The sequence below is a fragment of the Caballeronia grimmiae genome (assembly GCF_022879615.1).
Classification (GTDB): Bacteria; Pseudomonadota; Gammaproteobacteria; order Burkholderiales; family Burkholderiaceae; genus Caballeronia; species Caballeronia grimmiae.
Window position 1 is genome coordinate 168,893 of record NZ_CP084274.1, and the last position, 25,697, is coordinate 194,589.

The 25,697-nt window shown below is 61.9% G+C and carries 30 protein-coding genes and 1 riboswitch; of the genes, 19 read left to right on the forward strand and 11 right to left on the reverse strand.

Annotation, left to right across the window (positions count from 1 at the left end; translation table 11 throughout):
• Nucleotides 1-124: 124 nt before the first annotated feature.
• The gene (locus tag LDZ21_RS24125) at nucleotides 125-829 is read left to right on the forward strand and encodes a GntR family transcriptional regulator (RefSeq protein ID WP_244797167.1); all 705 of its coding nucleotides are present in this window, start codon (nucleotides 125-127) and stop codon (nucleotides 827-829) included.
• Between the two features lie 10 nt (nucleotides 830-839).
• Here LDZ21_RS24125 and LDZ21_RS24130 read toward each other — a convergent pair whose 3' ends face one another.
• Together LDZ21_RS24130 and LDZ21_RS24135 are read right to left on the reverse strand one after the other, a co-directional pair.
• Nucleotides 840-2,477 (reverse strand): methyl-accepting chemotaxis protein, encoded by a 1,638-nt coding sequence (locus tag LDZ21_RS24130; RefSeq protein WP_244797168.1) that lies wholly within the window; start codon nucleotides 2,475-2,477, stop codon nucleotides 840-842.
• Between the two features lie 133 nt (nucleotides 2,478-2,610).
• Nucleotides 2,611-3,429, reverse strand: a complete 819-nt coding sequence (locus tag LDZ21_RS24135; RefSeq protein ID WP_244797317.1) for a class I SAM-dependent methyltransferase — start codon at nucleotides 3,427-3,429, stop codon at nucleotides 2,611-2,613.
• A 139-nt stretch (nucleotides 3,430-3,568) separates the two neighbouring features.
• Here LDZ21_RS24135 and LDZ21_RS24140 point away from each other — a divergent pair, with 139 nt between their 5' ends.
• Entirely contained in the window at nucleotides 3,569-4,639 is a 1,071-nt protein-coding gene (locus LDZ21_RS24140) for an SDR family oxidoreductase (protein WP_244797169.1), read from the forward strand.
• A 49-nt stretch (nucleotides 4,640-4,688) separates the two neighbouring features.
• On the opposite strand, the gene LDZ21_RS24145 is transcribed toward LDZ21_RS24140, so the two are convergent.
• Entirely contained in the window at nucleotides 4,689-5,108 is a 420-nt protein-coding gene (locus LDZ21_RS24145) for an organic hydroperoxide resistance protein (RefSeq protein WP_244797170.1), read from the reverse strand.
• 36 nt (nucleotides 5,109-5,144) lie between these two features.
• Nucleotides 5,145-5,360, reverse strand: a complete 216-nt coding sequence (locus tag LDZ21_RS24150) for a DUF4148 domain-containing protein (RefSeq protein WP_244797171.1) — start codon at nucleotides 5,358-5,360, stop codon at nucleotides 5,145-5,147.
• A 275-nt stretch (nucleotides 5,361-5,635) separates the two neighbouring features.
• On the opposite strand from LDZ21_RS24150, the gene LDZ21_RS31225 reads away from it, so the two are divergent.
• The 3 genes from LDZ21_RS31225 to LDZ21_RS24160 are packed head-to-tail and all read left to right on the forward strand — an operon-like array spanning nucleotide 5,636 to nucleotide 7,846.
• Nucleotides 5,636-5,758: a hypothetical protein gene (locus tag LDZ21_RS31225; RefSeq protein ID WP_268238048.1), complete on the forward strand. Its 123-nt coding sequence runs from the start codon at nucleotides 5,636-5,638 to the stop codon at nucleotides 5,756-5,758.
• 7 nt (nucleotides 5,759-5,765) lie between these two features.
• The gene (locus LDZ21_RS24155; protein WP_244797172.1) at nucleotides 5,766-6,506 is read left to right on the forward strand and encodes a response regulator; all 741 of its coding nucleotides are present in this window, start codon (nucleotides 5,766-5,768) and stop codon (nucleotides 6,504-6,506) included.
• Nucleotides 6,503-7,846 carry a sensor histidine kinase gene (locus LDZ21_RS24160; RefSeq protein WP_244797173.1) on the forward strand — a complete coding sequence of 448 codons (1,344 nt, stop codon included), beginning with the start codon at nucleotides 6,503-6,505 and terminating at the stop codon, nucleotides 7,844-7,846. Before LDZ21_RS24155 ends, LDZ21_RS24160 begins: the two co-directional genes overlap by 4 nt.
• Nucleotides 7,847-7,857: 11 nt before the next feature.
• Here the strand turns inward: LDZ21_RS24160 and LDZ21_RS24165 are convergent, their stop codons facing one another.
• Nucleotides 7,858-9,576, reverse strand: a complete 1,719-nt coding sequence (locus tag LDZ21_RS24165; RefSeq protein ID WP_244797318.1) for a cytochrome c biogenesis protein DipZ — start codon at nucleotides 9,574-9,576, stop codon at nucleotides 7,858-7,860.
• Nucleotides 9,577-9,782: 206 nt separating this feature from the next.
• Here LDZ21_RS24165 and LDZ21_RS24170 point away from each other — a divergent pair, with 206 nt between their 5' ends.
• Nucleotides 9,783-10,340 (forward strand): thioredoxin family protein, encoded by a 558-nt coding sequence (locus tag LDZ21_RS24170; protein ID WP_244797174.1) that lies wholly within the window; start codon nucleotides 9,783-9,785, stop codon nucleotides 10,338-10,340.
• A 12-nt stretch (nucleotides 10,341-10,352) separates the two neighbouring features.
• Here LDZ21_RS24170 and LDZ21_RS24175 read toward each other — a convergent pair whose 3' ends face one another.
• Nucleotides 10,353-11,255 carry a LysR family transcriptional regulator gene (locus LDZ21_RS24175; RefSeq protein ID WP_244797175.1) on the reverse strand — a complete coding sequence of 301 codons (903 nt, stop codon included), beginning with the start codon at nucleotides 11,253-11,255 and terminating at the stop codon, nucleotides 10,353-10,355.
• 105 nt (nucleotides 11,256-11,360) lie between these two features.
• On the opposite strand from LDZ21_RS24175, the gene LDZ21_RS24180 reads away from it, so the two are divergent.
• The 5 genes from LDZ21_RS24180 to LDZ21_RS24195 all read left to right on the forward strand — a co-directional run bounded on the left by LDZ21_RS24180 (nucleotide 11,361) and on the right by LDZ21_RS24195 (nucleotide 14,223).
• Nucleotides 11,361-11,783, forward strand: a complete 423-nt coding sequence (locus tag LDZ21_RS24180) for a (R)-mandelonitrile lyase (protein ID WP_244797176.1) — start codon at nucleotides 11,361-11,363, stop codon at nucleotides 11,781-11,783.
• Nucleotides 11,780-12,253, forward strand: coding sequence for a (R)-mandelonitrile lyase (locus LDZ21_RS24185; RefSeq protein WP_404980578.1), 474 nt, complete (start codon nucleotides 11,780-11,782; stop codon nucleotides 12,251-12,253). The genes LDZ21_RS24180 and LDZ21_RS24185 overlap by 4 nt, the downstream gene beginning before the upstream one ends.
• Before the next feature lie 88 nt (nucleotides 12,254-12,341).
• Nucleotides 12,342-12,596 carry a carboxymuconolactone decarboxylase family protein gene (locus tag LDZ21_RS31345; RefSeq protein ID WP_342346302.1) on the forward strand — a complete coding sequence of 85 codons (255 nt, stop codon included), beginning with the start codon at nucleotides 12,342-12,344 and terminating at the stop codon, nucleotides 12,594-12,596.
• A gap of 97 nt (nucleotides 12,597-12,693) precedes the next feature.
• Nucleotides 12,694-13,044, forward strand: a complete 351-nt coding sequence (locus tag LDZ21_RS31350) for a carboxymuconolactone decarboxylase family protein (protein ID WP_342346303.1) — start codon at nucleotides 12,694-12,696, stop codon at nucleotides 13,042-13,044.
• 156 nt (nucleotides 13,045-13,200) lie between these two features.
• Nucleotides 13,201-14,223 (forward strand): SGNH/GDSL hydrolase family protein, encoded by a 1,023-nt coding sequence (locus LDZ21_RS24195; RefSeq protein WP_244797177.1) that lies wholly within the window; start codon nucleotides 13,201-13,203, stop codon nucleotides 14,221-14,223.
• Between the two features lie 173 nt (nucleotides 14,224-14,396).
• Here LDZ21_RS24195 and LDZ21_RS24200 read toward each other — a convergent pair whose 3' ends face one another.
• From LDZ21_RS24200 to LDZ21_RS24210, 3 genes are all read right to left on the reverse strand, one after another.
• Nucleotides 14,397-14,615: a hypothetical protein gene (locus tag LDZ21_RS24200; protein ID WP_244797178.1), complete on the reverse strand. Its 219-nt coding sequence runs from the start codon at nucleotides 14,613-14,615 to the stop codon at nucleotides 14,397-14,399.
• 5 nt (nucleotides 14,616-14,620) lie between these two features.
• Complete coding sequence (locus LDZ21_RS24205; protein WP_244797179.1) at nucleotides 14,621-15,250, reverse strand: peroxidase-related enzyme; 630 nt, start codon at nucleotides 15,248-15,250, stop codon at nucleotides 14,621-14,623.
• A 456-nt stretch (nucleotides 15,251-15,706) separates the two neighbouring features.
• Nucleotides 15,707-16,783 (reverse strand): AraC family transcriptional regulator, encoded by a 1,077-nt coding sequence (locus LDZ21_RS24210; RefSeq protein ID WP_244797180.1) that lies wholly within the window; start codon nucleotides 16,781-16,783, stop codon nucleotides 15,707-15,709.
• Nucleotides 16,784-16,924: 141 nt separating this feature from the next.
• On the opposite strand from LDZ21_RS24210, the gene LDZ21_RS24215 reads away from it, so the two are divergent.
• The 6 genes from LDZ21_RS24215 to LDZ21_RS24240 all read left to right on the forward strand — a co-directional run bounded on the left by LDZ21_RS24215 (nucleotide 16,925) and on the right by LDZ21_RS24240 (nucleotide 22,862).
• Complete coding sequence (locus tag LDZ21_RS24215; RefSeq protein WP_244797181.1) at nucleotides 16,925-17,275, forward strand: GFA family protein; 351 nt, start codon at nucleotides 16,925-16,927, stop codon at nucleotides 17,273-17,275.
• Between the two features lie 129 nt (nucleotides 17,276-17,404).
• Entirely contained in the window at nucleotides 17,405-18,238 is an 834-nt protein-coding gene (locus LDZ21_RS24220; protein WP_244797182.1) for a class I SAM-dependent methyltransferase, read from the forward strand.
• A gap of 568 nt (nucleotides 18,239-18,806) precedes the next feature.
• On the forward strand, nucleotides 18,807-19,232 hold the full coding sequence (locus tag LDZ21_RS24225) for an organic hydroperoxide resistance protein (protein WP_244797183.1): 426 nt from the start codon (nucleotides 18,807-18,809) through the stop codon (nucleotides 19,230-19,232).
• A 440-nt stretch (nucleotides 19,233-19,672) separates the two neighbouring features.
• Entirely contained in the window at nucleotides 19,673-20,440 is a 768-nt protein-coding gene (locus LDZ21_RS24230; RefSeq protein WP_244797184.1) for an FkbM family methyltransferase, read from the forward strand.
• Between the two features lie 75 nt (nucleotides 20,441-20,515).
• The gene (locus LDZ21_RS24235; protein WP_244797185.1) at nucleotides 20,516-21,697 is read left to right on the forward strand and encodes a glycosyltransferase family protein; all 1,182 of its coding nucleotides are present in this window, start codon (nucleotides 20,516-20,518) and stop codon (nucleotides 21,695-21,697) included.
• A gap of 175 nt (nucleotides 21,698-21,872) precedes the next feature.
• A complete protein-coding gene (locus tag LDZ21_RS24240) occupies nucleotides 21,873-22,862 on the forward strand; it encodes a sulfonate ABC transporter substrate-binding protein (protein ID WP_244797186.1) in 990 nt (329 codons plus the stop codon).
• 20 nt (nucleotides 22,863-22,882) lie between these two features.
• On the opposite strand, the gene LDZ21_RS24245 is transcribed toward LDZ21_RS24240, so the two are convergent.
• The gene (locus LDZ21_RS24245; protein WP_244797320.1) at nucleotides 22,883-23,065 is read right to left on the reverse strand and encodes a hypothetical protein; all 183 of its coding nucleotides are present in this window, start codon (nucleotides 23,063-23,065) and stop codon (nucleotides 22,883-22,885) included.
• Between the two features lie 370 nt (nucleotides 23,066-23,435).
• Between LDZ21_RS24245 and LDZ21_RS24250 the strand changes: the two genes are divergently transcribed.
• Nucleotides 23,436-23,948 carry a GNAT family N-acetyltransferase gene (locus LDZ21_RS24250; protein ID WP_244797187.1) on the forward strand — a complete coding sequence of 171 codons (513 nt, stop codon included), beginning with the start codon at nucleotides 23,436-23,438 and terminating at the stop codon, nucleotides 23,946-23,948.
• A 93-nt stretch (nucleotides 23,949-24,041) separates the two neighbouring features.
• A riboswitch (FMN riboswitch) is annotated at nucleotides 24,042-24,217 on the forward strand.
• Nucleotides 24,218-24,310: 93 nt separating this feature from the next.
• Nucleotides 24,311-24,811, forward strand: coding sequence for a 6,7-dimethyl-8-ribityllumazine synthase (locus LDZ21_RS24255; protein WP_244797188.1), 501 nt, complete (start codon nucleotides 24,311-24,313; stop codon nucleotides 24,809-24,811).
• Between the two features lie 80 nt (nucleotides 24,812-24,891).
• Here the strand turns inward: LDZ21_RS24255 and LDZ21_RS24260 are convergent, their stop codons facing one another.
• Complete coding sequence (locus LDZ21_RS24260) at nucleotides 24,892-25,686, reverse strand: glucose 1-dehydrogenase (protein ID WP_035962569.1); 795 nt, start codon at nucleotides 25,684-25,686, stop codon at nucleotides 24,892-24,894.
• Nucleotides 25,687-25,697 lie beyond the last annotated feature (11 nt).

The window sequence follows — 25,697 nt, forward strand, 5'->3', positions numbered from 1 at the left end:
CGTGCATCTTAAACACTAATGTATTAGTGTTTTATCCGTGAAAGTACGGAGGGCGGCCAATTGTTCGCCTGGCCGCGCGGATTGGTATGCTAGGGCCGAATCCGTCTTCCACTCAGCTTTCAGCATGAACCTCAACGACGCACCACCGGGGGCGCATCGCCTCGACCGCTCCCGTCACGCCGCGCCGCAAGTGTTCGAACGCCTGCGCGCAATGATCGTTTCGCTGGAACTCGCGCCCGGCAGCGTGCTGTCGCGTGCCGATCTCGCCGCGCAATACGGCCTCAGCCAGACGCCGGTGCGCGACGCACTGATCAAGCTCGGCGAGGAAGGGCTCGTCGATATCTTCCCGCAGCACGCCACGGTCGTAAGCCGCATCAGCGTCACCGCCGCGCTGCAAGCGCATTTTCTGCGCCGGTCAATTGAAATAGAAGTGGTCCGCACGCTGGCGATCGACCGCGACGCCGCGCTGATCGGCCGTCTGCGCGCGACCATCGACGCGCAAAGCCGCGTGCTCGATCCCGCCGATAACGAGCGCTTCGTGCTGCTCGATCAGGATTTCCACCGGCAGATGCTGGAGGCCGCGGGCGTGCCGCAATTGTGGGAACTGGTGCGGCGGCGCAGCGGGCATATCGACCGGCTGCGGCGGCTGACCTTACCCGTCGAGGGGAAGACGTCGGCGGTCGTGCGCGATCACACGGCCATCGTCGATGCAATCGAAGCGAACGAGCCCGACGCCGCGCAAGCCGCGATGCGCAGCCATCTGTCGGGCACGCTCGGACAGATCGACCAGATTCGCGCGAATCATCCGGACTTTCTGACGGATCACTAGCGGCACAGCGTTAGAACGTGGCCCAGTCGCCTTCCGCCGTGGCAACGGCCTTGGCGGCGCGCTTCGGTTGCGCGGCGCCGCGCGTCGACGCAAGACCGGCCGCTGCCGGTGCGCCCGTGCGGAACACCGCGACCGCCGCGCGCAACTGCTCGGCCTGATCTTCGAGCGAGCCCGCTGCGGCCGCCGCCTCTTCGACCAGCGCGGCGTTCTGCTGCGTCACCTCGTCCATTTGCGCGATGGCCTGATTGACCTGCTCGATACCCCGGCTCTGCTCGTGCGATGCCGACGCGATCTCGCCCATGATGTCCGTCACGCGTTGAATCGCGGTGCCGACGTTCTGCATCGTCTCGCCCGCGCGGGCCACGAGTTCGGTTCCCGCCTGCACGCGGCTGCCCGACGTTTCGATCAGATCCTTGATCTCCTTCGCGGCAGTCGACGAGCGCTGCGCGAGGCTGCGCACCTCGCTTGCCACGACCGCGAAACCACGGCCCTGCTCGCCGGCGCGGGCGGCTTCGACTGCCGCGTTGAGCGCGAGAATGTTGGTCTGGAACGCAATGCCCTCGATCATGCCGATGATCTCAGCGATCTTGTCCGAGCTTTGCTCGATGCCGGCCATCGTCTCGACCACCTGACCGACGATCGCGCTGCCTTCGCTGGCCACCGCGTTGGCGGTATCGGCGAGGCTGCTCGCCTGCTTTGCGTTATCGGAATTCTGCTTCACCGTGGACGTCAACTGCTCCATGCTGGCCGCCGTTTCCTGCAGCGACGCCGCCTGTTCTTCGGTGCGGGAAGACAGATCGGTATTGCCCGCCGCGATCTCCTTGCTGGCGCTCGCGATTGCCTCGCTGCTGCCGCGCACGCTGCCGACGGTGACCGCGAGCTTGTTCTTCATGGCCGCGACGCCGGCGAGCAGTTGCCCCATTTCATCGTGATTCCTGATGATCACTTCTCGCGTCAAATCGCCGCCCGAAATATGTTCGAAGTGATCGAGCGCCTGAGCAAGCGGCGTCATGATCGCGCGGCGCAGAAAGTACCAGCCTGATACCGCTGCGGCGATACCGACGAGCAGCGAAAGCATGCCGATGATGCGCAGCGTCAGTACCTTGCTGTCGTTTTCCGCATCCTGACGGGCCGCATCGGTGAGTTGATACTCACGCAGCGTCCTGAACGCGGCGCTCACGCGATCATACGACGCGGGCAGTTCCTTCAGCGCCGAGCGGCGAACCTGTTCCTGATCGTGCCGGTCGATAGCCGCACCGAACGTTTCGATGGCCTTGCGCATGTCGGCGCGGGCCGCGATGACATCCTTCGCGATCGCGTCCTCGTCCGCGCCGCGCGGAATCGCGTCGTACTTCTTGTACCAGTCGTCGGAGTTGTTCAGAAGGCTCTCGGCGCGCGCACGCATCTGGCTCGCGTCCGGCGCATCGGGATCGAGTGCATAAGCGTCCAGTTGCATCCGTGCACGGCTCATATAGATGTCCGACACGCCCAGCGCATTGACGGACGGCAGCGTGCTGAGACCCAGGTCTCTCGCCGATGCGTCGATCGCGTTCATTCCGTACAGACCGAAGCCTACGCAGACAGAAAGCAGAACGCCCAGAAAAGTCATGGTGAGCGCAAGCCGCGCCCGGATTGTCAGAGTCTTCATCTAATTTCGCCTATGCGCGCACAAGGAACAGTATCCTCGCGCTGGGTCTTTGGGTGTTTCCGTGGTGCTTCTGCTTATCGGCCCGCATGCGCGAAACTGTAATGAACCTGTAGTCTTCGACGACGCAGAGAGGTCACGTCCTTGCGGTGATGACTATCGCTTGCATCGCGCCCTCCACGGGGCCGTGTCCGAAGCTATCGGCGATGGCGGCGGCGCATGCATCCGTAGCAGTCGATAACGCATCCGGGCCGCGCGCTTCGAGTTCGAAGCGCAACGGCGTGCCCTGGCAGAAGCCGATCGCGGCCGTCATCGGCGAATCGGCATGACTGCTGTCACGCAGGACTTCGAATGACACATTTTTGTCGAAGCCACTCGCACGGAGGTCACGCTCGATGACCGAACGTTCGTAATAACCATGCGGCGTGCGTGCGAAGAACATGGGCGGATCGGCGGGAAAGATGCGCGACATCGTCTCCGTGACGATGAAAGCGAACGCGTTGTTTTCGATGCAGTCCCATACGTTGAAGATCAACGCGCCACCGGCGCGCAACACGCGATGCATCTGCGCGAAGGCTCCAGGCTTGCCGGGGAAAAACATCGCGCCGAACTGGCAGACGACGACATCGAAAGACGCATCGTCGAAAGGCAAGTGCATCGCGTCGGCCAGTCGCCACTCGACGGGTCTCGCCGTGCCGACCGCTTGCGCGCGTTCGAGCATGGCCGGGTTGAGATCAGTGGCGACGATGATCGTCGATTCGGCGAGCGCATTCGCCAGCGCGCGCGTGACGACGCCCGTCCCCGCCGCGACTTCGAGCACGCGCGTTGGCCGTTGCGACGCGACGCGAGCCGCGATGTCGTCGGCATAGCGTGCAAAAATCAGCGGCACGAGGCAGGTGTCGTATATCTCGGGGATGGCACCGATGAAGCGCTTGTCGGCGTTGTCCTTGTCGATCATGTCGCGCTTCCTTTGCCGTGCATGCATGGGCGGTCTAATGAGTCTAGGCGATCGCGGCCTCTTCAAGCAGGCTTTCGCACAATCCGTCACACTAGGGCGATGACATCGTTCAACTCACGCACGAGCACGCAAAACAATGGATAAACGAGCACTGATCATCGGCGCAACGGGCATCGTCGGACGCAATCTGTTCGAGCATCTTCAAACGCACGGCGACTGGTCGATAGCGGGGCTATCGCGCGGCCGAACGCCTGCGCCCGCCGGCATGGAGTCGATCACGGCCGATCTCACATCGGCGTCATCGGTCGCGGATGCCCTGAAAGACCAGGAATTCACGCACGTCTTCTTCACCGCATGGTCGCGCCAGGCGACCGAGGCCGAGAACATCCGCGTGAACGGCGCGATGGTGTCGAACGTGCTGGACGCACTGGGGCCTTCGGGCGCGATCACGCACGCTGCGCTCGTCACGGGACTGAAGCACTATCTGGGACCGTTCGAAGCGTACGCCAAGGGCACCGTTCCGATAACGCCCTTTCGCGAGGAGCAAGGCCGGCAGCCCGTCGACAACTTCTACTACGAGCAGGAAGACCGGCTCTTCGACGCAGCGGGGCAGTTTGGCTTCGGCTGGAGCGTGCATCGTCCGCATACGATCATCGGCTATGCAGTCGGCAATGCGATGAACATGGGCGTGACGCTCGCCGTCTATGCGACGCTTTGCAAGGCGACTGGCGAGCCGTTCGTGTTCCCCGGCTCCGCTGCGCAGTGGAACGGCCTCACCGACATGACCGACGCCCGCCTGCTCGCGCGGCAACTCGAATGGGCCGCGACGTCGCCGATGGCGCGTGACGAAGCATTCAACGTGGTCAATGGCGACGTGTTTCGCTGGAAGTGGATGTGGGAGCGTATCGCCGGATATTTCGGCATCGAGCCCGCGCCCTTCGATGGCGAGACGCGGCCTCTGGAGAACCGCATGCAGCACGCGGGCAAGGCATGGGCCGACATTGCGGCGCGCCATGCGCTGGCCGAAGCGGACATCGACAAGCTCGTTTCATGGTGGCATACCGATGCCGATCTCGGCCGCCCGATGGAAGTGCTGACGGACATGTCGAAGAGCCGCAAGGCCGGCTTCCTCGACTATCAGAGCACGCCCGATGCGTTCTTCGAGCTGTTCGACCGGCTGAAGGCGGAACGCATCATTCCGGCCTGAACCGGCGGCAAGGCGTGCATCGCTGCACGCCTTCCCTCCGACGATTGCATCACACCACGCGAATGGTGACGTCGATATTTCCGCGCGTCGCCTTGGAATACGGACACGTGCCATGCGCGCCTTCCACGATGGCCGCGGCCACGTCGCGCTCGATGCCCGGCAGCGTCACCGCGAGCCGCGCACGCAATTGATAACCGTCGGCGTTGGTGCCGAGATCGACTTCAGCGTCGACGGCGGTATCGGCGGGCAGCTTCACCTGCAACTTCGCGGCGGCCTTGGTCATCGCGCCGATGAAGCAGGCTGACCAGCCCGCCGCGAATAGCTGCTCGGGATTGGTGCCCGCGCCCGCCGATCCGGGCGGCGAGAGTTGCAGGTCGAGCCGGCCGTCGGTGCTGCGCGCGTGGCCCTCGCGGCCTCCCGTGACATGCGTGCTGCCGGTATAGAGAACAGTGTCGATGGGCTCGGTCATGGTGTGATTCTCAAAGTGGCATATTGATCGGTAGGCTTAGCTTCCGCGATACAGGTTCGACAGCGCGGCGATCTGCCCGCTCTTCTGCGCCTGCACGAGTTCGTTGCGCACTTCCGCTCGGGTCTTGCCCATGTCGCGATGCGCCTGCGTCACGGACGAATTCGGCATGGCGCTGCTGCTGGTCACGGCAGCTTGCGCGGCTCCCGCGAAAGCACTGGCGGCGAATACGAAAGCGATGATCGAAGTCTTCATGATGTCCTCTGCGATTGAATGTACGGCGTTAAGTGGCAAACGACGCTTCCGATGCCTGCTTTGCCTGCGTTGCCTGGCGGCTTGCATCGGTTGCTGCCGTTGACGTATTGAAACGCCGCGGTGTATCCGTCATGTTTCAGCGAGAGGGTCTGCTCGAATCGTCATGTATCGCGTACGACAGCGGATACACTGCGATACAAAACGCCCCGGCCAGCAGTCGAAGGGCGGCGCGTTTCGCGATATAAAGCTTGCATCGTCCATCATGGAGCAATGTCGTGAAGCGTATGCTCGCAATCGTCGCCATCGTCGCCGGACAGATCGCGACCGAACTGGCGCATCCGGTGCAATGTCTGCTCATCGATCCCGCCCGGCTGCAAATCAAGCGCAGGAAGTCCTGAACGAGCAATGGAACACACCGACCACGTGCTGATCGTCGACGATGACCGCGGCATCCGCGAGCTTCTTGCGACGTATCTGGAGAAGAACGGCATGCGCGTGTCGCTTGCCGCGAACGGCCGTCAGATGCGCGCGGCGCTGGAACAGGGCGCGCCCGATCTGATCGTGCTGGACCTGATGCTTCCCGGCGAAGATGGCCTCGTGCTATGCCGCGAATTGCGGGCGGGCAAGTTCCGCGCGGTCCCCGTGCTGATGCTCACCGCGCGCAACGAAGAAGCGGACCGCATTCTCGGCCTTGAAATGGGCGCGGACGATTACTTGCCGAAGCCCTTCGCCGTGCGCGAGCTGCTTGCGCGCATGCGCTCCGTGCTGCGGCGCACGCGCATGCTGCCGCCGGGCATGCAGGTCACAGAGACCGCGCCTTTGCTCGCGTTCGGCGACTGGCGGCTCGACACCACCGCGCGCCATCTGCTCGATGCGGAAGGCACGATGGTCGCGCTCTCGGGCGCCGAATATCGCTTGCTGCGCGTGTTTCTCGATCATCCTCAACGGGTGCTCACGCGTGACCAGTTGCTCAATCTGACGCAGGGCCGACAGGCGGACGCGTTCGATCGCTCGATCGACCTTCTCGTGAGCCGTCTGCGTCAACGCTTGAGAGACGAGGCGCGCGAGCCGCGCTACATCAAGACGCTGCGCAGCGAAGGCTATGTGTTTTCAGCCGTCGTGACGCCGCTTGGCGGGGCGCAATGAACACACACACGCAAGCATCGACGAGCGCGCCGGTCATCGCGTCTTCGTGGCTACACTGGCCACGCACGCTGTTCGCACGGCTCGCGTTGATTCTGCTGATCGGTCTCGCCCTCGCGCAAACCGCCGCGTTCTGGCTCACGATGACCGAGCGCGACCAGAGCATGACGAACGTGATGACCGGCTATGTCGAACGCGAAGTAGCAAGCTCCGTCGCGCTGCTCGATCATCTGCCGCCGGACGAGCGCGCCGCGTGGCTGCCACGGCTCGCGCGACGCAGTTACGAGTTCATCCTCGGCCCCGGAACGGGCGGCGTGGCCCCGGACGCCGCGTTGTCGGCGCGCTTCGCGCAGTCCATTGCCGATGGCATTGGCAAGCGTTATCCGCTGACCGTCAACGCCATTCCCGGCGATACCCAGCGTTTTCAGGTGCACTTGCGTCTCACCGACGGCTCGCCGCTCACCATCGACATGCGGCCGATGCAGGGCACGCCCGTATCCGGCTGGCTGCCGTTCGTGCTCGCGCTGCAACTCGCGGTGATCGTCGCGTGCTGCTGGCTGGCCGTGCGGCTCGCGACGCGCCCGCTCGCGCAACTCGCGCGCGCCGCCGATACGCTCGGCCCCGACCTCAAGGGCCAGCGCCTGCCCGAACAAGGACCGGAGGAAGTCGTGCGCGCCGCGAAAGCGTTTAACGCGATGCAGGACCGCGTCGCGATGTACATGGCGCAGCGCATGCAGATCCTCGCCGCCATCACGCACGACTTGCAGACGCCGATCACCCGCATGCGCCTGCGCGTCGACGTGATGGACGACGATACAACCGGCGCGAAGCTGCGGCAGGACCTGCAGGAGATGGAGACGCTCGTGAAGGAAGGCGTCACCTATGCACGCACGTTGCACGGCACGCAGGAAGCGGCTGTGCGCATCGATCCCGACGCACTCATCGAAAGCATCGTCGACGATTATCGCGACGCGCGCAGGGACGTGTCGCTTGAAGGACGCATCGGGCATCCGCTGGTGACGCGCCCGCAAGCGCTGCGGCGCATCGTCGGCAATCTCGTCGACAATGCGCTGAAGTTTTCGGACGCAGCGGAAATCCGCGTCGAAGCATTGGCCGATGGCCGCACGCGCGTTTCGGTGATGGATCGCGGGCCGGGCATACCCGACGCATCGCTCGAAGCGGTGTTCGAACCGTTCGTGAGGCTCGAAGAATCGCGCAACCGAAGCACCGGCGGCACGGGCTTGGGGCTCGCCATCGCGCGCCAGCTTGCGCGCGCGATGGATGCCACGCTCGCGCTGCAAAACCGCGAAGGCGGCGGTCTCGAAGCGCGGCTCGTGCTGTGATCGCGTTGCGGTCAGCCGAACGTGAACGCGAAGGCTCGCGCGCCTGCATCGAGGAATTCGATCTCGAATGTGCGATCGTCGACGGAACCGCTTTGCCGCACGAGCTGATACAGGCGCGCAGCGGTGACGACGCCATTGCCTTCGGCATCGACATCCGCGCCATGTGATGCGCCCGGCGGCTTGCCGTCGAGGGTGACGCGGATGCGAACCGGCTTGCCATCGTCAGCGGGTGCGAGCACGAGGTGCAGATCGCGTGCGTGGAAGCGATAGGCAACGCGCGCGTGCGCGGCCGCAGACACGGCCGCCTCTGCGCCGACGTTCCACTGTCCGCCGAAAGCCCACTCGTTGAGCGCAAGCTGTTGCGGCAATGCGTAGGTGGACGAAGTATCTCGAACGATGCGCTGGTCCAGCGCAAGGCCTTCCGACTCGCGATAGCCAAGATACGTTTCATTCGATGCGACGTGCGCGACATCGGCGGCCACTTGCGTGCCGTTCGCCGCCACCAGATTGCCATCCGTTGCGCCCGGCGTCTTGCCAAGCAGTTGACGGATCGCGCTCTCGGCCTCGTCGTAACCGCCTTCGCCGAAATGGTGATAGCGCACGCGCCCCTCTGCATCGACGATATAGAACGCCGGCCAATAACGGTTGCCGAACGCTTGCCAGATGCGGTAATCGTTATCGACGGCTACCGGATACGACACATGCAGATCCTGCAAGGCGCGCTTCACGTTGCGCGTGTCGTGCTCGAAGCCGAACTCGGGCGTATGCACGCCGAGCACGACGAGCCCGTCGCCGCCGTAACGCTGCGCCCACGTCCTGAGATACGGCAGCGTGCGCAGGCAGTTGATGCACGAATACGTCCAGAAGTTGACGACGACCACCTTGCCGCGCAACGCATCGCGCGACAGCTGCGGCCCGTTGAGCCATTCGGTCGCGCCATCGAGCGCAGGCAGCTTGCCTTCCACGGGCAACGTTGATGAACGCGGCGATGGCGGCGTCTTCGGCATCGCAGATGCAAAGCCGATGAGCCTGCTTTCGATGCGATCCGTCGATACGCCCTTCACGCTTGCAAGCACGCGCGTATCGGCGCCGGATGCGATCGCCGCGACGGTCAGCAGCACGAGCGCACCCATCGCGCGGCGCACGTGTTCGCCGATACCGAACGAACGCTTGAGCGCATCGAGCGCGCGCTTGCCGAGCGACGACGCGACCGCGAGCGCGACTGCCGCGCCCGTCGCGTAAGCCGCGAGCGCAGCAGCGGTCTTCCACGTTGCGCCATCGAGCGCCGCGCCCGAGAGGATCGCTCCGAGAATCGGGCCTGCACAGGGCGCCCACAGCAGGCCCGTCGCCGCGCCGAGCAACGTGGCGGAGAGCACGCGGCGCGACGCCATCTGCGATTGCGAACGCGCGATGATCCGGTCGGCAAGCGCTGACAGCGGACGTGTGACGCGTGCCGCAATCGACGGAAATACGAGCGAGGCGCCGAAGAGCGCGAACAGCGCGAGAGCGATCCATCGGCCATACTGGTTGAATTGCGCGGCGCCGGCGAGGCCCGCAGCACCGAGGCCGGTGACGAGCGTGAACGTGCCCGCGAGCCCTGCAAGAAGCGGCAGACGGTCAGTCAGAAAGGGCCGGTCCGTGCGCGCGAAGACGAACGGCACGACCGGAAGTATGCACGGACTGAGCACGGTGAATGCGCCGCCGAGAAACGCGATGACGATGAGTAGCACGAGGGTCTCCACGAGGTTGAGCGATGACCCGTATTTGAAGCCTCGCATGTATCGCGTCAGTGTCCGAAGCGCGGCGGTTGTGTATCGCAATGTATCTGCGCGACGCGCGGATACACGGCAATGCGATCTCTTCCGATAGCCGACACAGTGTGGATACACCGAGGCGCTTCAATGCACTCCATCGTCAATCATCTTGGAGAGTCGTCATGTTGAATCGTCTCAGGATTGCAGCCGTTGCCGTGAGTCTTGCCGCGACCGCTGGTATTGCGGCCTTCGCATCGGGCAATGTCTCGGCGCTTGCGCCCGCTGCCATCGCGACCGGTGCGGATGCGCCCAATTTTCAGGGCATCGACAACTGGTTCAACAGCGCGCCGCTGGACCTCGCGAAGCTGCGCGGCAAGGTGGTGCTCGTCGATTTCTGGACCTTCGATTGCATTAATTGCGCGCATACGCTGCCGTACATCAAGGCGTGGGATGCGCGGTATCGCGACAAAGGGCTCGTCGTCGTGGGCGTGCACTCGCCCGAATACGCATTCGAACGCGATACCGGCAATCTGAAGAAAGCCATCGAGCGCAATGGCATTACTTATCCGGTCGCGCAGGACAACGGTTTTGCGACATGGCGCGCGTACGGCAATCAGTACTGGCCCGCGCTGTATCTGATCGATCAGAACGGCAAGCTTGTTTATAGCCACTTCGGCGAAGGGCAATACGCGCAGACCGAGCAAAAGATCCGCAGCCTGCTCGCGAACGAAGCGAAATGACCGATACGCGGCTCATGCGTTCGTCGTGCGATAGCCGGCCTTCAGTGCGTCAAGCACGAGACTGACTGCGCGCGACGACCGCCGGCGGCTCGGATAAAAAACGTGATGGCCGACGAAGGTGGGATGCCAGTCTTCGAGAACCCATCGAAGGCGGCGGCGCGCCACGTACGGGGTCGCGAGGTCTTGAGGGACATACGCAAGGCCGAAGCCCGCAAGCGCCGCGTCGAGCATCTGGTAGGTGTTGTTGAAGACCAGCTGACCGCTTACCCTCACTTGCAGTTCCCGCCGCCCCTTCTTCAGTTCCCAGGCCAACAACGAATCCCGAGTGGGAAGACGCAGGTTGATGCAGTTGTGAAGCGTCAGATCTTGCGGCGTCCTGATCGGCGGGTGCGATCGAAGATACGCCGGCGCCCCGACGATCGCCATCGTCATATCCGGTGCGATCCGCACCGCCACCATGTCCTTTTCAACCTGATCGCCCAGCCTCACACCGATGTCATAGCGGCCCGCGACGATATCCGTCAGCCCGTAGTCGTTGATGATTTCCAGCTTTACTTCGGGAAACTGCCGCAGCACGGTCTGCACACGAGGCCACACGTACGTATTCGCTGCGTAATCGGTCGTCGTGACTCGAACGGTTCCCGCAGGCCGGTCCGTCGACGACTTCAACGCCTCCAGCTCTGCCGCGATCTCTTCGAGCCGCGGCGCAACGGCCGCAAGCAGCTTTTCGCCGGCCTGCGTCACAGATACGCTGCGTGTCGTGCGCGTGAGTAGCGGCAGCCCCATCCGCTCTTCGAGCGCGCGGACGGTGCGGCTCAGCGCGGATTGAGACACGCCCAGTTGCGCAGCGGCGCGGGTGAAGTTGCGCGCACGCGCGACCGCCATGAAGGCGGCAAGGTCGTTGAAGTCGTGCATCGATTCATGTTCCAGTGCATAAGGGCATGCCGATTTTGCCACCTAGTCGCACGCGTGACGAGTGCCTATAGTGGCCGGCAGATCATCACGCTCCGGGAGTGTCTCGTGCAACTGAAACGCGCTGGTTCCCAGCCCTCGATCAAAGGTCCGAACGAATGGTTCACGGGCACGGTCCGCATCGATCCGCTCAATGCGCCGCCGCCGCCATCGCGCGTCTCGTGCGCGAGCGTGACATTCGAGCCTGGCGCGCGAACGGCGTGGCATACGCATCCGCTTGGACAAACCTTGCTCGTGACTGCCGGATGCGGCTGGACGCAATGCGAAGGCGAGCCGCGTGTGGAGATTCGCGCGGGCGATGTGATCTGGTGCCCGCCCGGACATAAGCACTGGCATGGCGCGACGACGACGACCGCGATGACGCATATCGCGATACAGGAGGCGCTCGACGGCAAGAACGTCGAGTGGCTCGAGAAAGTAAGCGATGAGCAGTATCTGTCGGGCGGTGTTCAGAGCGGGGTGACGGAATGAAGCGTCTCGTTGCCGTTGTCTTGTCGGTCGCATCGATTGCGGCGTCGGCGGACGATGCGCCGCAAGCGGGCATCGCCATTACGCATCCGCGGTGCATGGCATCGGTCAAGGGAGCCACGCAGCGTTTCAACGGCGATGTGCGCATCGACATGCTCTTTCAGGCGGAGCCGCCCTCGCGTCTTTCGGGCGGCATGGTGACGTTCGAACCCGGAGCGCGCACCGCGTGGCATACACATCCGTTGGGGCAGACGTTGATCGTCACGGCTGGCAAGGGATGGGTTCAGCCATGGGATGGTGAAAAGCGGGAGATCGTCGCGGGCGACATCGTCTCGATTCCCGCACGCGTCAAACACTGGCACGGTGCAACGGCAACGACCGGAATGACGCACATCGCGCTTCAGGAGGCGCTCGATGGAAAAAACGTCGAATGGCTGGAACAGGTGGCCGATGAACAATACCGCAAGCCGTAGCCCGTCATGGCGGCGTCTTCATATACTCGCCGTCGTTGCGGCGAGCGTGTTGTCATCGGCATGCAATCACTTGGAAAGGACAGACCGTATGCAATCGCCAGAATCACTCGCGGACATGAAATCGGCAACGCCGGCCCTCGCCCGTTACACGACGCACACGCTTTTCGATGGCGTCTGGAAGCGCCCCGGCTTGTCGGCACGCGACCGGAGCATCGCGACGGTGTCCGTTCTCATCGCGCGTAATCAGTCTGGCGAGCTGCCGTTTCACTTCCGCTTCGCGCTGGACAACGGTGTCAAGCCGGCCGAGCTTTCGGAGATCATCACGCATCTTGCGTTCTATTAGCGGGTGGGCCAACGCGACGGCAGCCGCGGCAATCGCGAGCCATGTATTCGAAGAGCGTGGCATCGACGCTAGCCCAATTCCTACCGCGGACGCGGCGTTGCTTCCGCTCGATGAAGCAGCGGAGAAGCAACGCGCGCAAACGGTCGATGCCAACTTTAGCGCAGTATCGCCGGGCGTCGTTCAATACACGACCGACGTCCTCTTTCGCGATTTATGGCTTCGTCCCGCACTTGCACCGCGCGACAGGAGTCTCGTCACGGTGAGCGCGCTCGTCGCGAATGGACAAGTCGCGCAGATTCCCTATCACCTCAACCGCGCGATGGACAACGGTTTGACAAAGACCGAAGCCTCGGAAATGCTGACTCAACTCGCATTCTACGCGGGCTGGCCCAACGTATTTTCAGCGATGCCGGTGTTCAAAGATGTAGTGAGTAAGCGCGGGCTTTAAAGGCAGGCCGCGTGATGTTTTCCATATACTGACACTCAATAGAACGCTCGATCGCCGTATTGCATTGTTCTTGCTTCCTGATGCATCGCGTCACTGATCATATCGACGCATGATCCCGCCACATTTGCCCGGCCAATGGCCCGGCACGGAGAAGCGATGCATCGCGCCGCAATCAAATCCCCTATTCGCTCTGCAATTATTGCCGCGACGATTGCACTGCTTACCGCGTGCGGCAGCGGAGGCGACTCGAACAACACCGCTCCGTCCGCGCCCGCAGGCGGCGTCCAGTTGCAAGTCGTGGCGTTCGGCGACAGTCTTTCGGACGCCGGCACCTATGCGCCGATCGCCAGCGTGATAGGCGGCGGGCGTTTCACCACGAATCCGGGCCAGGTATGGGCTCAGGACGTCGCGCAGCATTACGGCGATACGCTGACGCCCGCCTACACGATCGACCTCGGCCATCAGTTGCGTGCGCAAAGCGGGCTTGATTATGCGCAGGGCGGCTCGACAGTCGCGACGCCAGCCGATCAATATCAATTCCTGACCGATGTGATCGGCGATATTCAGATGCCGGTCACGCAACAGTTATCGAGCTATGTCGGCACGCACGGCAGCTTCAACGCGAACCAGCTCGTGCTGGTGTGGGCAGGCTCGAACGATGTCCTTCGCGCGGGCAGCCCGCCTGCCGCGAACGCGACCGTCGAGACGGCGGCAACCACGCTCGCGCAACTCGTGGCGCAGATCGTGCAGCGCGGGGCGACACATGTGGTCGTGGTGAATGTGCCGAACATCGGCATGTCGCCGCAGGGCATCAAGTCCGCCGATGGCGGCGCGAACTATACGCAGCTCTCACAACTGTTCAACGCGACGCTGAACGCTGCGTTACAGACCAACGGCGTGCAAGGCAAGGTCATTGTCGTGGATGCGTACACGTGGACGACGCAGACCATCGCGAACTATCAGGCCAACGGCTTCGCAGTGTCGAACACGGGGCAGGCTTGCGATCCGTCCAAGACGCCGCGCGATACCTCGCTGCTGTGCTCCCCAGCGACCTACACGACGTCCAACGCCGACCAGACGTATATGTTCGCCGATGAACTGCATCCGACGACGCGCATGCACGCGCTGTTTGCTCAATACGTGCAGACGCAGATCGCGGCGAGCGGGCTGGGGCGATGAGTGCGGCGAAGGCGTTGGTGTTGATGCGAAGGCCGCGGCATGTGCTGGCCGATTTGCCCGCGCGGCCTGTTTGATGCGTTCCTGGCGATCCGTTGAACCGCGCCTAGCGTTTGCGCTCAACGTTGCGCCAGCCGTGCCGAGACTGCGCATCACACGATGATGCTCAACGCCTTTCATTCGATCAGCAATTCGAACTGCTCGACGGAAAAGCCGTTGAAGTACCCCGCCTGCGCGAAGATCGCAATGTATCGAAGCCGTTCGGCGCGCGATGCTTCGCCATCGTATGAAGCGTTGCAGGCGCAATCACTCATCGCGCGTTTGGCCTCGCGCAAGAAGCGGCGCTCGCGCGCACGTTTCGCGCGCCCGGACAAGGTGCTTAGAATAGAGTGCATCGCAATCACGCAACCTTTAGATCGCGCCCCGCAAAGAACTGATCGTCCGGCACGACATTCAGCGCAATCGTCAGCCGGTTCACGTAATTGAAGAACGCCGCAATTTCCAGCACTTCCGTCACCGCTTGCTGGGTAAAACCTATTTCTCTGAGCCGCTGCAAATCGTCATCGCCGATGCTCGACGGATCGCGCGTCAGCCGTTCCGACACTTCCGCGAGCGCGGTTTCCTTCGGCGTGAGCCGCACGTGATGAAAACCCTGCGCAATTCGCTGCGCACGCACCGTATCGCCCGTGACGCTTGCAAGCGCCTTCGTATGATTGAACACGCAATAGCTGCATCCGTTCGCCGCCGATGTCACGACCGCAATCAACTCGCGCTCCGCCGCTGTGAGATGACTGCGATGCGGATCGAAGAGATGCTCGTAGAAGGTCACGAGCCGGTAAGCGGTATCCGGATTCACCGATAACGCCGCGAGCCAGTTCGGCACGAAACCATACTGCCGGCGAAACTGCGCATGAATCGACGCAACGTGCGTCGGCAGGCGTGTTTCGTCGGGCACGACGAAGCGTGAGATCGGCTCGCGACTCACGTTGGCATCGGCGAGCGAGTCTTGTTCTGGCGCGAGCGTGGACATCGTCTAACTCTCCTGGCGCATGTAGAAGAGCTTCACGTTAGCGCACGATCGCGCTCACCGGTACGACTCATTTCTCATAAGCTAAGCGGTGAATGCGCTGTTGCACTCCTCGGGCGGGGGCACGCTCCTGGCTGTCGACCAGTAGCGCGTTAGCGCCTTACTCTGGTCCCATGCAAAGAAGTGATCAAAGAAAGCAGTTCTTTCTCGAACCGCTCGGAGCACAGACTTGTGTGCCCACTCGGTAGAACATCGGTGGCACTGCCTCACTAATCGCGTTGAATCACCTTCGGCGCCCGCCGAGCACCACGTCCTCCGTGCTCCTTGGCTCATCAAAACCGATCGTTTGCTACGGCTCAAACATTCAACTACGCCCCACGAAAGTCAGTGCCTTGGGCAAAGAACCGGACCAAAGCGCCACGGTGTAACGCACTCAAAACCAACACAAAACAAACACGCCTATCGCCGAAGAACCTGTTGTGATCGCCGATCCAGCACCCCTGCCATTTCCAACCCGACGCCGGACGCATCGCCGTCCAACGCAACAGGCCGCTCATCTTCGCCCCGGCGGCAACGCCGCCATCCCGCCGGCGGCATTCCGAACTCCCGCTTGAACGCGCGATTAAAAGCCGCCTCGGATTCATATCCGACATGCTCCGCAATCCCCGCAATCGACCGCGTTCCATTGCGCAACTCCTGCGCGGCAATCTGCAACCGCCAGCGCGCAAGATATTGCATCGGCGGTTGACCGAGCATTTGCGTAAAGCGCTGTGCAAGCGCCGAACGCGATAAGCCCGCCTTGCGCGCCAGTTCATCGACCGTCCAGCCATGCTCCGGCCGCGCATGCAGCATCGCGAGCGCACGACCCACGAAACGATCGCCAACGCCTGCAAGCCAACCCTTGCGGTCCGCCGGCAACGCATCGATGCAACGCCGCACCGCCTCGACAAACAACAACTCCGACAGCCGCGCAAGCACGATCGCGCTGCCCACGCGCCATTCAGCCGCCTCGAGCGTCGCAAGACTCAACGACGATTCAAGCCACGCCGAACGCGGATCGTTTCGCATGTCTACCTTGAAAAGTCGCGGCAATACCGACAATACCGGGTTGGTCAACGTGTCGTCGCTAGCAAGAAAACCGCATATGACTCGCGTGCGAGGCTCGCCGCCGCCACCGTAAGTCAGCTTCATCACTTCGCCAGGCGTCGTCTTTAGATAATGCGCCATCATCTCTTCCGAACGCGCAGGCGTGATCGAAAGCGAACTGCCCATCAAATGCGGCTCACCCTGCGGCACCACGAGCAATTCGCCCGCATCGACATGTATCGCGGACGAAGGATCATCGACGAGACACGCCCAGCAGCTTCCTTCCGTGACGAGGTGATACGACACGATGCGCTCGGCGCGGGGCAGGAACGTGGCGCTCAATTCTTGCGAAGCCTGACCGACCACGCACCACGGCGCTGTGAAGTCGCCGTTTAGATAAACCGCCCCGCTAAGTCGCACGAGACGCAGAACGTTCGATAGCGCATCCATGATGCTCGCTCGTGAAATCTGGCGTCTTTCACAAAACTTCTGGACGCGCAGTCATTCATTCATTCGGCTTGCGTGCCGATACTAGCACTCACACGGACCCGCAACAACGAATCTGCGCAGCACGCCGCCACCGGAGGCCATGTGAACCATCCAGACGTTTATCGCGCTCGATGCATCTGCGGTTGCGTACGCTTCACGCTGAGCGGCGAGCCGGCAGGCGTGGGCTACGGAGGGCACGTCATTCCCGTCGACGCATTCGTCCTGTGGACGCAAGAAGCCTTGCACGTGACGCACGGCGTGAATGACATCGGCGCTTACAGAACAGACCCGCGTGAATTACGGCATTGGTGCAAGTCGTGCGGCGCTTATCTGTTCACCGAGCATCCGAGGCTCGGACTCGTCGATGTCGATGCGTCTATTCTCGGCGACGCGCGTTGCGAAGAAGCCGCGCGGCTCATGGACGACATGCGTATCGTCTATCGCTCGTCATAGAGTCAATCGCGATGCGCCCGTCTGCCGCGCGGGCCACTCGTATCGCAGTGCCGCGGCGCCAAACGAACGCACAACACATGCATCGCGCATCGTGCCGTTCGCATACTGTCCGCCTATCAGGAGTCTGTTATGTCCGCTGTCGAATCCACTGTCTCTCCCGCCATCGATCTAGCCGCCGTCAAGGTCCGCCAGCAAGCCGCCTGGTCGACGGGCAACTATGCCGTCGTGGGCACGACGCTACAGATCGTTGGCGAAAGCCTTTGCGAAGCGCTCGATGTGCGCGCCGGCAGCCGCGTGCTCGATGTCGCAGCGGGCAACGGCAACGCGACGCTCGCCGCCGCGCGACGCTGGTGCGATGTCACCTCGACCGATTACGTGCCTTCGCTCCTCGAAGCCGGGCGCGCTCGCGCCGAAGCGGAAGGTCTCACCGTGCAGTTCCAGGAAGCGGACGCGGAAGCGCTGCCGTTCGCGGACGCATCGTTCGATGTGGTGGTGTCGACCTTCGGCGTGATGTTCACACCGGACCAGCAGCGAGCGGCTCACGAACTCGCGCGTGTCTGCAAGCCAGGCGGCAAGATCGGCCTTGCGAACTGGACGCCGGAGAGTTTCATCGGTCAGGTGTTCAAGACGATAGGCCAGCACATTCCGCCAGCGCCCGGAATGAAATCGCCGGCGCTGTGGGGCACGAAGGCGCGGGTGGAAGAACTCTTCGATGGCCGTGCGCGCAGCATCAGCGCGACGAGCCGCGAGTTCACGTTCCGCTACAGGTCGCCCGCGCATTTCATGGACGTCTTCCGCACCTACTACGGCCCGATGAACAAGGCTTTCACCGCACTCGAAGGCGAGCGGCAGGCCGCTTTTATCCGCGACCTGATGGCGCTGATCGAGAGCCGGAACCGGTCGGGCGACGGGACTCTCGTGCTGCCGAGCGAATACCTCGAAATCGTCGTGGAGCGATCGTGAACATCTTGAGACGCGGGCTTTCTGCCCTCCCCGAATGTGTATGGCATGTATGGTCGTCGGCCTGCATGATTCGCATCCGCTATGGCTCCGGACTGTTTGCGCTACCGCTGTGCTCGTCCGTATGTCTATTCGGCCTGCGCATCGTGCTCGCGGCGGCTGGCGTGTCGGTCTGATTCGTTCGTCATACTTATGTTTTGCTTCGCCACGATTGCGTTCGTGGCGAAGCGCTTTCCGATGGATCGCTGTGAATTCGTGAAGGCGGCGGATAGTAGATGCCATCGTAATATCTAACCGTCGGGCGACACGTCATGCGGCGTGCGCGGCTGTTGATCTACCGATAAGAGAAGCGGCGGCTCCGTCGGCGAACTGTGCCTATGGACATGTTGCCTCCTCGCTGACTTATCCACAATTTCAGTGGACAAGCCTGTAGATAAGTCCCTTACAACGATCGAGTTGATAGCGACAAGCACCGTCGACTGCTCTTTAGTATTCTTGTGCCGGACGCTTCCGGCCGCAGCCCGATGCCCGGAAAGCGGACGATCAACGTTGACACAATAAAGGAGCTGGAATGACGATCGAGAAAGTCCTGTACCGTGCCCACGCGCATGTCACCGGCGGACGCGACGGACGCGCCACCATCCCCGAGAGCAGCATCGATCTGCGGCTGACGACGCCGAAAGAACTGGGCGGCGGAGGCGGCGACGGCACTAACCCCGAACAACTCTTTGCGGCAGGCTATAGCGCATGCTTCATCGGCGCGATCAAGTTCGTCAGCGCACGAGACAAGATCGATCTGCCGAAGGATGTGGCTATCGACGGTAGCGTCGGCATCGGTCAGATTCCGAATGGCTTTGGCATCGAAGTGGAACTGAGGATTTCCTTGCCTGGCATGGATCCCTCCGAGGCGCAGGAACTGATCGAGAAGGCGCACGTCGTCTGTCCGTATTCGAATGCGACGCGCAATAACATCGACGTCAAGTTGACGTTGGTTTGAGCTGACACAGCGCATGCAACCCTCCATGCGTTAGACGAAACGTGTGCGAGCGGCAGAGTTGCCGCTCCCATCGGAGGGGCTGAGTGTCGTGCTACGGCACGGCACCCGAGCCGTTGGAAGTTAGAGCGGTCGGCGTGTCCCGGAGGCCGCTTAGTGTTCAAATCGAACGCCCGGCTGCCCCCGCTTTTCATTGCAATCGCCCTTCCGCGGTAGTCCTCATTTCTGTGCATGCCCCATTCCGGAGCGAGAATGCATCGTTGCGCGGAACAAATCGACTCGTCTGTTTATTTACATGAACGTCGATGCACAGGGAGCTTACGAACGAACGTTTAAAACAGACGTTCGGGATATTTTTATGATGCGGCCAGCGCGGATCGCGATTATGCTACCGCGTAATGCAGCATCATCCGGTTCTCCTCAATAACGAGAGGTATCGTTTCATGCATGCCGATGCAGTCCAGCGAGCCCTGTCCGAGCCGATTCGAGCGCTCTCCTACGTCAAGAACCTGACGTTGATCGACAGGAGAAAGCTCTATCAGCAATGGGAGACATCTCACCTCGAAAAGCTCTTCGCCTATCTGAAGGTGGACTGCGTATTCGACATCGGCGCGAACCAGGGCCAATACGCGACGATGCTACGTCGCAAAGTCGGCTATGACGGTTGGATCTTTTCCTTCGAACCGAACCCTGTAGACGCGGCCGTCGCTGGCGAGCACGCCAGAGGCGATGACAAGTGCAAAGTGATCGAACTGGCGATCTCCGAGAGCGAGGGCGATGCCGAATTCAACGTCATGCGGTCGAGCGAATTCAGTTCATTGAGCCTCCCGAAGCACGACGAAGTCTCGCTCTTTCGCGAGATGAATGCGGTATCTCATGTCGTCACGGTCAAAACGGAAAGACTCGAAACCGTCTATCGGCGGCTGAAGGAAGAGTACGGATTTCAGCGCCCCTTCCTCAAGATGGACACGCAGGGCTTCGACGTCAAAATCGTCAAGGCGTCGCCGAATGTAATGCGCAGCTTCGTCGGACTTCAGAGCGAGCTGGCCATCAACAAGCTCTATGCCGACTCGGTGGATTTCCGCGAAGCGCTGACCGAATACGAGCGATGCGGCTTTATTCTCAGTGCGTTCGTACCGAACAACGCAGGCCACTTCCCCCGCCTGGTGGAGACGGACTGCCTGATGATCCGCGAAGATCTGGCCGGCTGAAAGGGTTCACGACAGTTGGAGTAGGCCATGCCGGGCCTGGATGCGCCACGCCGTTAGCGAATAAAGGAGAGTTCCATGACGCAAGAGAAACGGGCGGTCATCATCTGTTCGCAAGACGCTTTCGCAAATGGCGTGAAGCCAAAAGAACTCGAAACCTACCTGAAGCGTAACGGATTCACGTCCGTACTCCGGTTCGATTCCGGCAAGCTATCGCGGCTTGCGAAAACCGGCGTGCGCCGGCTTGCACCCGCTTTGCATCCGTTGAAGATGGCCCTTTATCTGCACGAGGCGGTGCTCGCCGTTGCGGTGAAGATGGGCGGCGCCGCATGCCATTCCGCGACGTCGAGTCTGCTTTGGCGCATCATGGTGTTGCGCGGCAAAGTGCTGCAGACGACCTTGCGCGAAAGCGGCCATTTCGATCTGCTCATCTGCGAAAGCAATATGGATCAGACCGTGACGCTCGGCAAGCGGGTGGCCGACGTGCAGATCCTCGATCTGCCTTCGCCTTTCGCGGAAGAAATGATGTTCGGCGGTGAACTCACTCAAGCGGGGTACGACAAGCTGCGCGAAGTGGAAATCGCGTCTTACACCGCCGCCGATTATCTTTCGTTTCACTGGCATACCTACGCGGACTATGTGCGCCAGAAGAAATACAACGGCAACAACTTTCTGCCCATCACGTACGGCACGCACAAGAAGACCTTGCAGGCCCGTTATAGCGAGCAGCCCAGAATCATTTTTCTGGGCTATCTGGGGGGCTACTGGGTCAATCTTCCACTGCTGTCGCGGCTATGCAAGCTCTACCCGAATTTGGATGTCTACGGCGGCCCCGAGCCGGCGGCGTCGCTCGGCATCAACTACAAGGGATACGCGCCCTCCACCGACGTCATCGCCGAATACCAGTTCGGGCTTATCACTATCAGTGACGATGAGTTGCGGCAGCATAGCTTTTCGTCCAAGCATCTGGAATACATTTCGTATGGCCTGCCGGTACTCACACCCGCCTGGCGAAAGGATGCGGCACTCGATGATAGTTCGATCTACTACACCGCCGACAATTTCATCGAACAGGTCGAGCGCGCGAGCACGCGCGAAGCGTGGGGAAGCCTTCACGCGGCAGCCCTCAGGGATGCAGCTCGCTTTAGCTGGGACAATGCGCTGAAGGCGCTTGACGTGAGCCTGAAGCGCAGCGAAGTCTGGGAGACGAGCACCGAGCAACTGGAGTCTGAGCAGGCCGTGATGCGGACGTATCCCTGATCTTCAACGCGCCGTTTCGCGACTGCGTCGGCGTGCAAGACCGGGCGCCAAGCCCGCGCAAACGAAATGCATATGACGCCCTAGACCATAGCGTTATGCATATTCCTACGTTTGCCCGCAAGCCCGCGCGCTTTAGCATCTGGAATCTTTCAAATGCCAAAGCGCCGATTCCCTCATGTCCGAACCGAAGAAGTCCACCGACCGTCGCGCGTTCTTGTCTCTCTCCACTCGCACCGCACTCGCCACTGCAATGCTGGCCGCCGTGCCCGCTTCCTTCGCGCAGCAAGCAGCGCAAGGACAATCGCGCGTGCTGCGAGTCGGGAACCAGAAGGGCTATCTGAATCTGTTGAAGGGACGAGGGACGCTCGAGAAGCGGCTTGCTCCGCTCGGTGTGTCCGTGAGCTGGACCGAGTTTTCCGCCGGGCCTGTGCAGCTCGAAGCGCTCAACGTAGGCTCGATCGACTTCGGCGATGTAGGCGAAGCACCGCCGATTTTCGCGCAGGCCGCCGGCGCACCGCTCACTTATGTCGCGGCCACGCCGACGCGGCCCCGGTCTGAAGCCGTGCTCGTTCCGGCGCAATCGTCGATCAGGACGGTTGCGGATCTCAAAGGCAAGCGCGTCGCGTTGAACAAGGGCAGCAACGTCCACTACTTTCTCGTGAAGCTGCTGCGACAGCACGGCTTGCAATACAAGGACATCGAGCTTGCCTTTCTGCCGCCTGCCGATGCGCGCGCCGCATTCGAGCGCGGATCGATCGATGCATGGGTCATATGGGACCCGTTCTTCGCCGCCGCGCAACAGACGCTGAATGCGCGCATCGTCGCGGATGCGAGCGGCGTCGTCGGCAATCGCGCATATTACTTCTCGTCGCAGAGCTATGTGGCGAAGAACGCCGATGTGATTCGCATCGTCATCGAGGAGATCAAGGCGGTCGATCAATGGGGCAAGCAAAATCCCGATGCACTCGCGAGCGAACTCGCGCGGCTATGGGGCTTGCCGAAGCCCGTCGTCGATCTTGCGGTGAGCCGACAGGTGTTCGGCACGGTGGCGATTACGCGCGAGATCATCGGCGAGCAACAGCAGATCGCCGATACGTTTCTCGATCTCGGCCTGTTGCCGAAGCATGTCGACGTGGCGCGGGCCGCGCCGCCCGGGCTCGCCTGAACCTCGCAGGGCGCGCCGCGTCACGAGTCGCGGCGCATGCGATGACTGCGCTGATCGATCCATAGACGGGCCCAGCGAACCGCATAGGCGATCGCGTGATCGGCTTCGAAGAAGTAGTCGAGCGCATCGAACGTGAACGATGCCCTGCGCGCGGACGTCGTGTTCTCGATGATCAGGTTCGCCGCATAGAGGCCGCTCGGCAGCGCGTGTGCGGACGGTGCTACCTCCTATCCCTTGTATTGCATGACGGCTTTCCTTGCATGTGGGCGTCATCGCCCAGAACGGATCATGCTAATGACCGATACCCACCGCGCAAACGAATGCTTTGGCGTAAGCAAATCAGCGATGGGTTGAATTGGCTCGTTGCAGCGGTGCTTTCTTGCAAGCTGGTTATCCTGGTGAATTTCCCCGCGTCTCCTGTTTGCGGTTGCGACGCGGGATGGACAGTTAGTTGCGCGGTAGGCGCTGACACTCGCACTCATGCGCGACCAACTGGCTAGCTTCTCCGTCCTGGTCTGCGGTTTGCTCGCGTTCGGTCGAGTCAGAAAACACCGCAGATAAGGAGTGATCGCCGTGACGCCATCAGGAACAGCAATCCTTGTCCAACGCGAAGACCCGTGGTCGAAGGACGCGCAGGCGCTTCTCGACGAACTCAGCGCCATGCTGGCCGTCTACTCCGGGGATAGCGGTCAGTCCCGGTTCTGCTTGCAGGACGTCTGCTCGGCGCGAGGTGCATTCCTCGTCGCGCGGAACGAACAGGGCTTCTCGCTGGGATGCGGTGCATTCCGCCGCTTCGACTATGGCGTCGCCGAAGTCAAGCGGCTCTATAGCCGCCCGAATACTTGCGGCGTCGGAAGCGCGCTTCTCGCTCAACTCGAAGCTGAAGCGGCGGCGGTGGGCTATCACAAGCTGTTGCTCGAAACGCGAGCGTTCAATCGCCGCGCCATCGCGTTCTATCAGCGCAACGGCTTCCGTGCGACGAACCCTTATGGCATCTACGTGCACCAGCCCGATGCGCGGTGCTTCGAAAAGGTCATCAGCCCCGGAAGCGAAGCACCGTCGAATGGACGAGTATTGAACTCTTAGAATCACCGCAAAAACCCCCTTGGAAAACGCGGTATCTATTCGGACACTGCCTCTTTCGTGATACCGTACCCTCGTTCTTCGACAACTTGAAGAACACGTTCTCGGGGCGGGGTGCGATTCCCCACCGGCGGTAATCGTCGATATGAATCTTCATGCGACGTAGCCCGCGAGCGCTCATCGATGCACCCTGCAAGGTTGCATCGAGCGAGGTCAGCAGACCCGGTTGGATTCCGGGGCCGACGGTATAGTCCGGATGAAAGAGAACAGGACAGCCGGTATTTTTGCGCCCGACGTGCGTGCATTTTTCGCGTGCGCAGGCGCGGCTGTCCTTCGCCCTGTTCACACAAAACAGGCTGAAGTCCATGAACGCACCCAACATCATCGAATCACAAGCGGTATCCGCTACACGTTCCAATCGTCCGCGCATTGCGTTCGTCCAGGCTTGCTGGCATCGCGATATCGTCGATCAGTGCAAGACGTCCTTTCTCGAAGCCATGCAGCAATACGGCTACAGCAACGACGATATCGATCTCTTCGAAGTCGCCGGCGCATTCGAGATTCCGCTGCATGCGAAGCGCCTCGCATCGAGCGGACGGTATGCGGGGATCGTTGCGGCGGGGCTGGTCGTCGACGGCGGGATCTATCGGCATGAGTTCGTCGCGCAGGCTGTCATCAATGGCTTGATGCAGGTCCAGCTCGAAACCGGCACGCCGGTGTTCTCGGCCGTGCTCACGCCGCATCATTTCCATCACGGCGAGGAACACGTGGGCTTCTTCCGCGAGCATTTCCTCGTGAAGGGCCGCGAAGCTGCGCATGCGTGTGCCGATACGGTCAGCAAGTTGAGCGCATTGCCGGTCGCATAAACGGCTGTACGAAACTCACGGGCATTGCGCCCGTGAGTTGGCGCTTCACGCGTGGCGCTGGCGCAGGTCCATCCAACCCCCTACGACATGAACATCCCGCCATCCACATTGACGGTTTGTCCAGTGATATAAGCCGCATCATCCGATGCGAGAAACGTCACGAGGCCAGCCACATCGCCGCCATTGCCCGCGCGCTTCATCGGAATGTTGGCCACCCACTCGGCCATTAACTCGCCGGGCTTGTAATCGCCAAGCAGCTTGCCCCAGGCTTCGTCGTTATACGACCACATGTCCGTCGTGATGATGCCCGGGCAGAAGGCATTGACCGTGATGCCCGTCGGCGCAAGCTCTTTCGCAAGGCTCTGCGTAATCCCGAGCACACCGAACTTGCTCGCCGCATAGTGCGGCGTATAGACGAAGCCCTGACGCGCCTGGCCCGACGCCGTGTTGATCAGGCGGCCGCCCTTGCCCGCGCGCAGCATGCGCGTCGCCGCCTCCTGACAGCACAGGAACACGCCTTTGGTGTTCACTGCCATCACCTTGTCCCATTCGCTTTCCGTGAGATCCGGCAGCTTCGCGATGGTGATGACGCCCGCGTTCTGCACCGATACATCCACCTCGCCGAGCTTCGCCGCGACTTCTTCATACAACGCGACGACCTGGCTCTTGTCGGTGACGTCCATCTCGACGGCGAGCGCATCGAAGCCGGCATCGCGCAAACGCGAGGCCGCATCGTGGACGCTCTTTTCATTCGCGGTCACGCAGACCTTCGCGCCTTCCTGCGCGAAGCGCTCCGCGATCGCCAATCCGATGCCGCGACTGCCGCCCGTCACGACGGCGACCTTGTTCTCGAACCGCTTTGCTTCGTAAGCCACGTTGCCTTCTC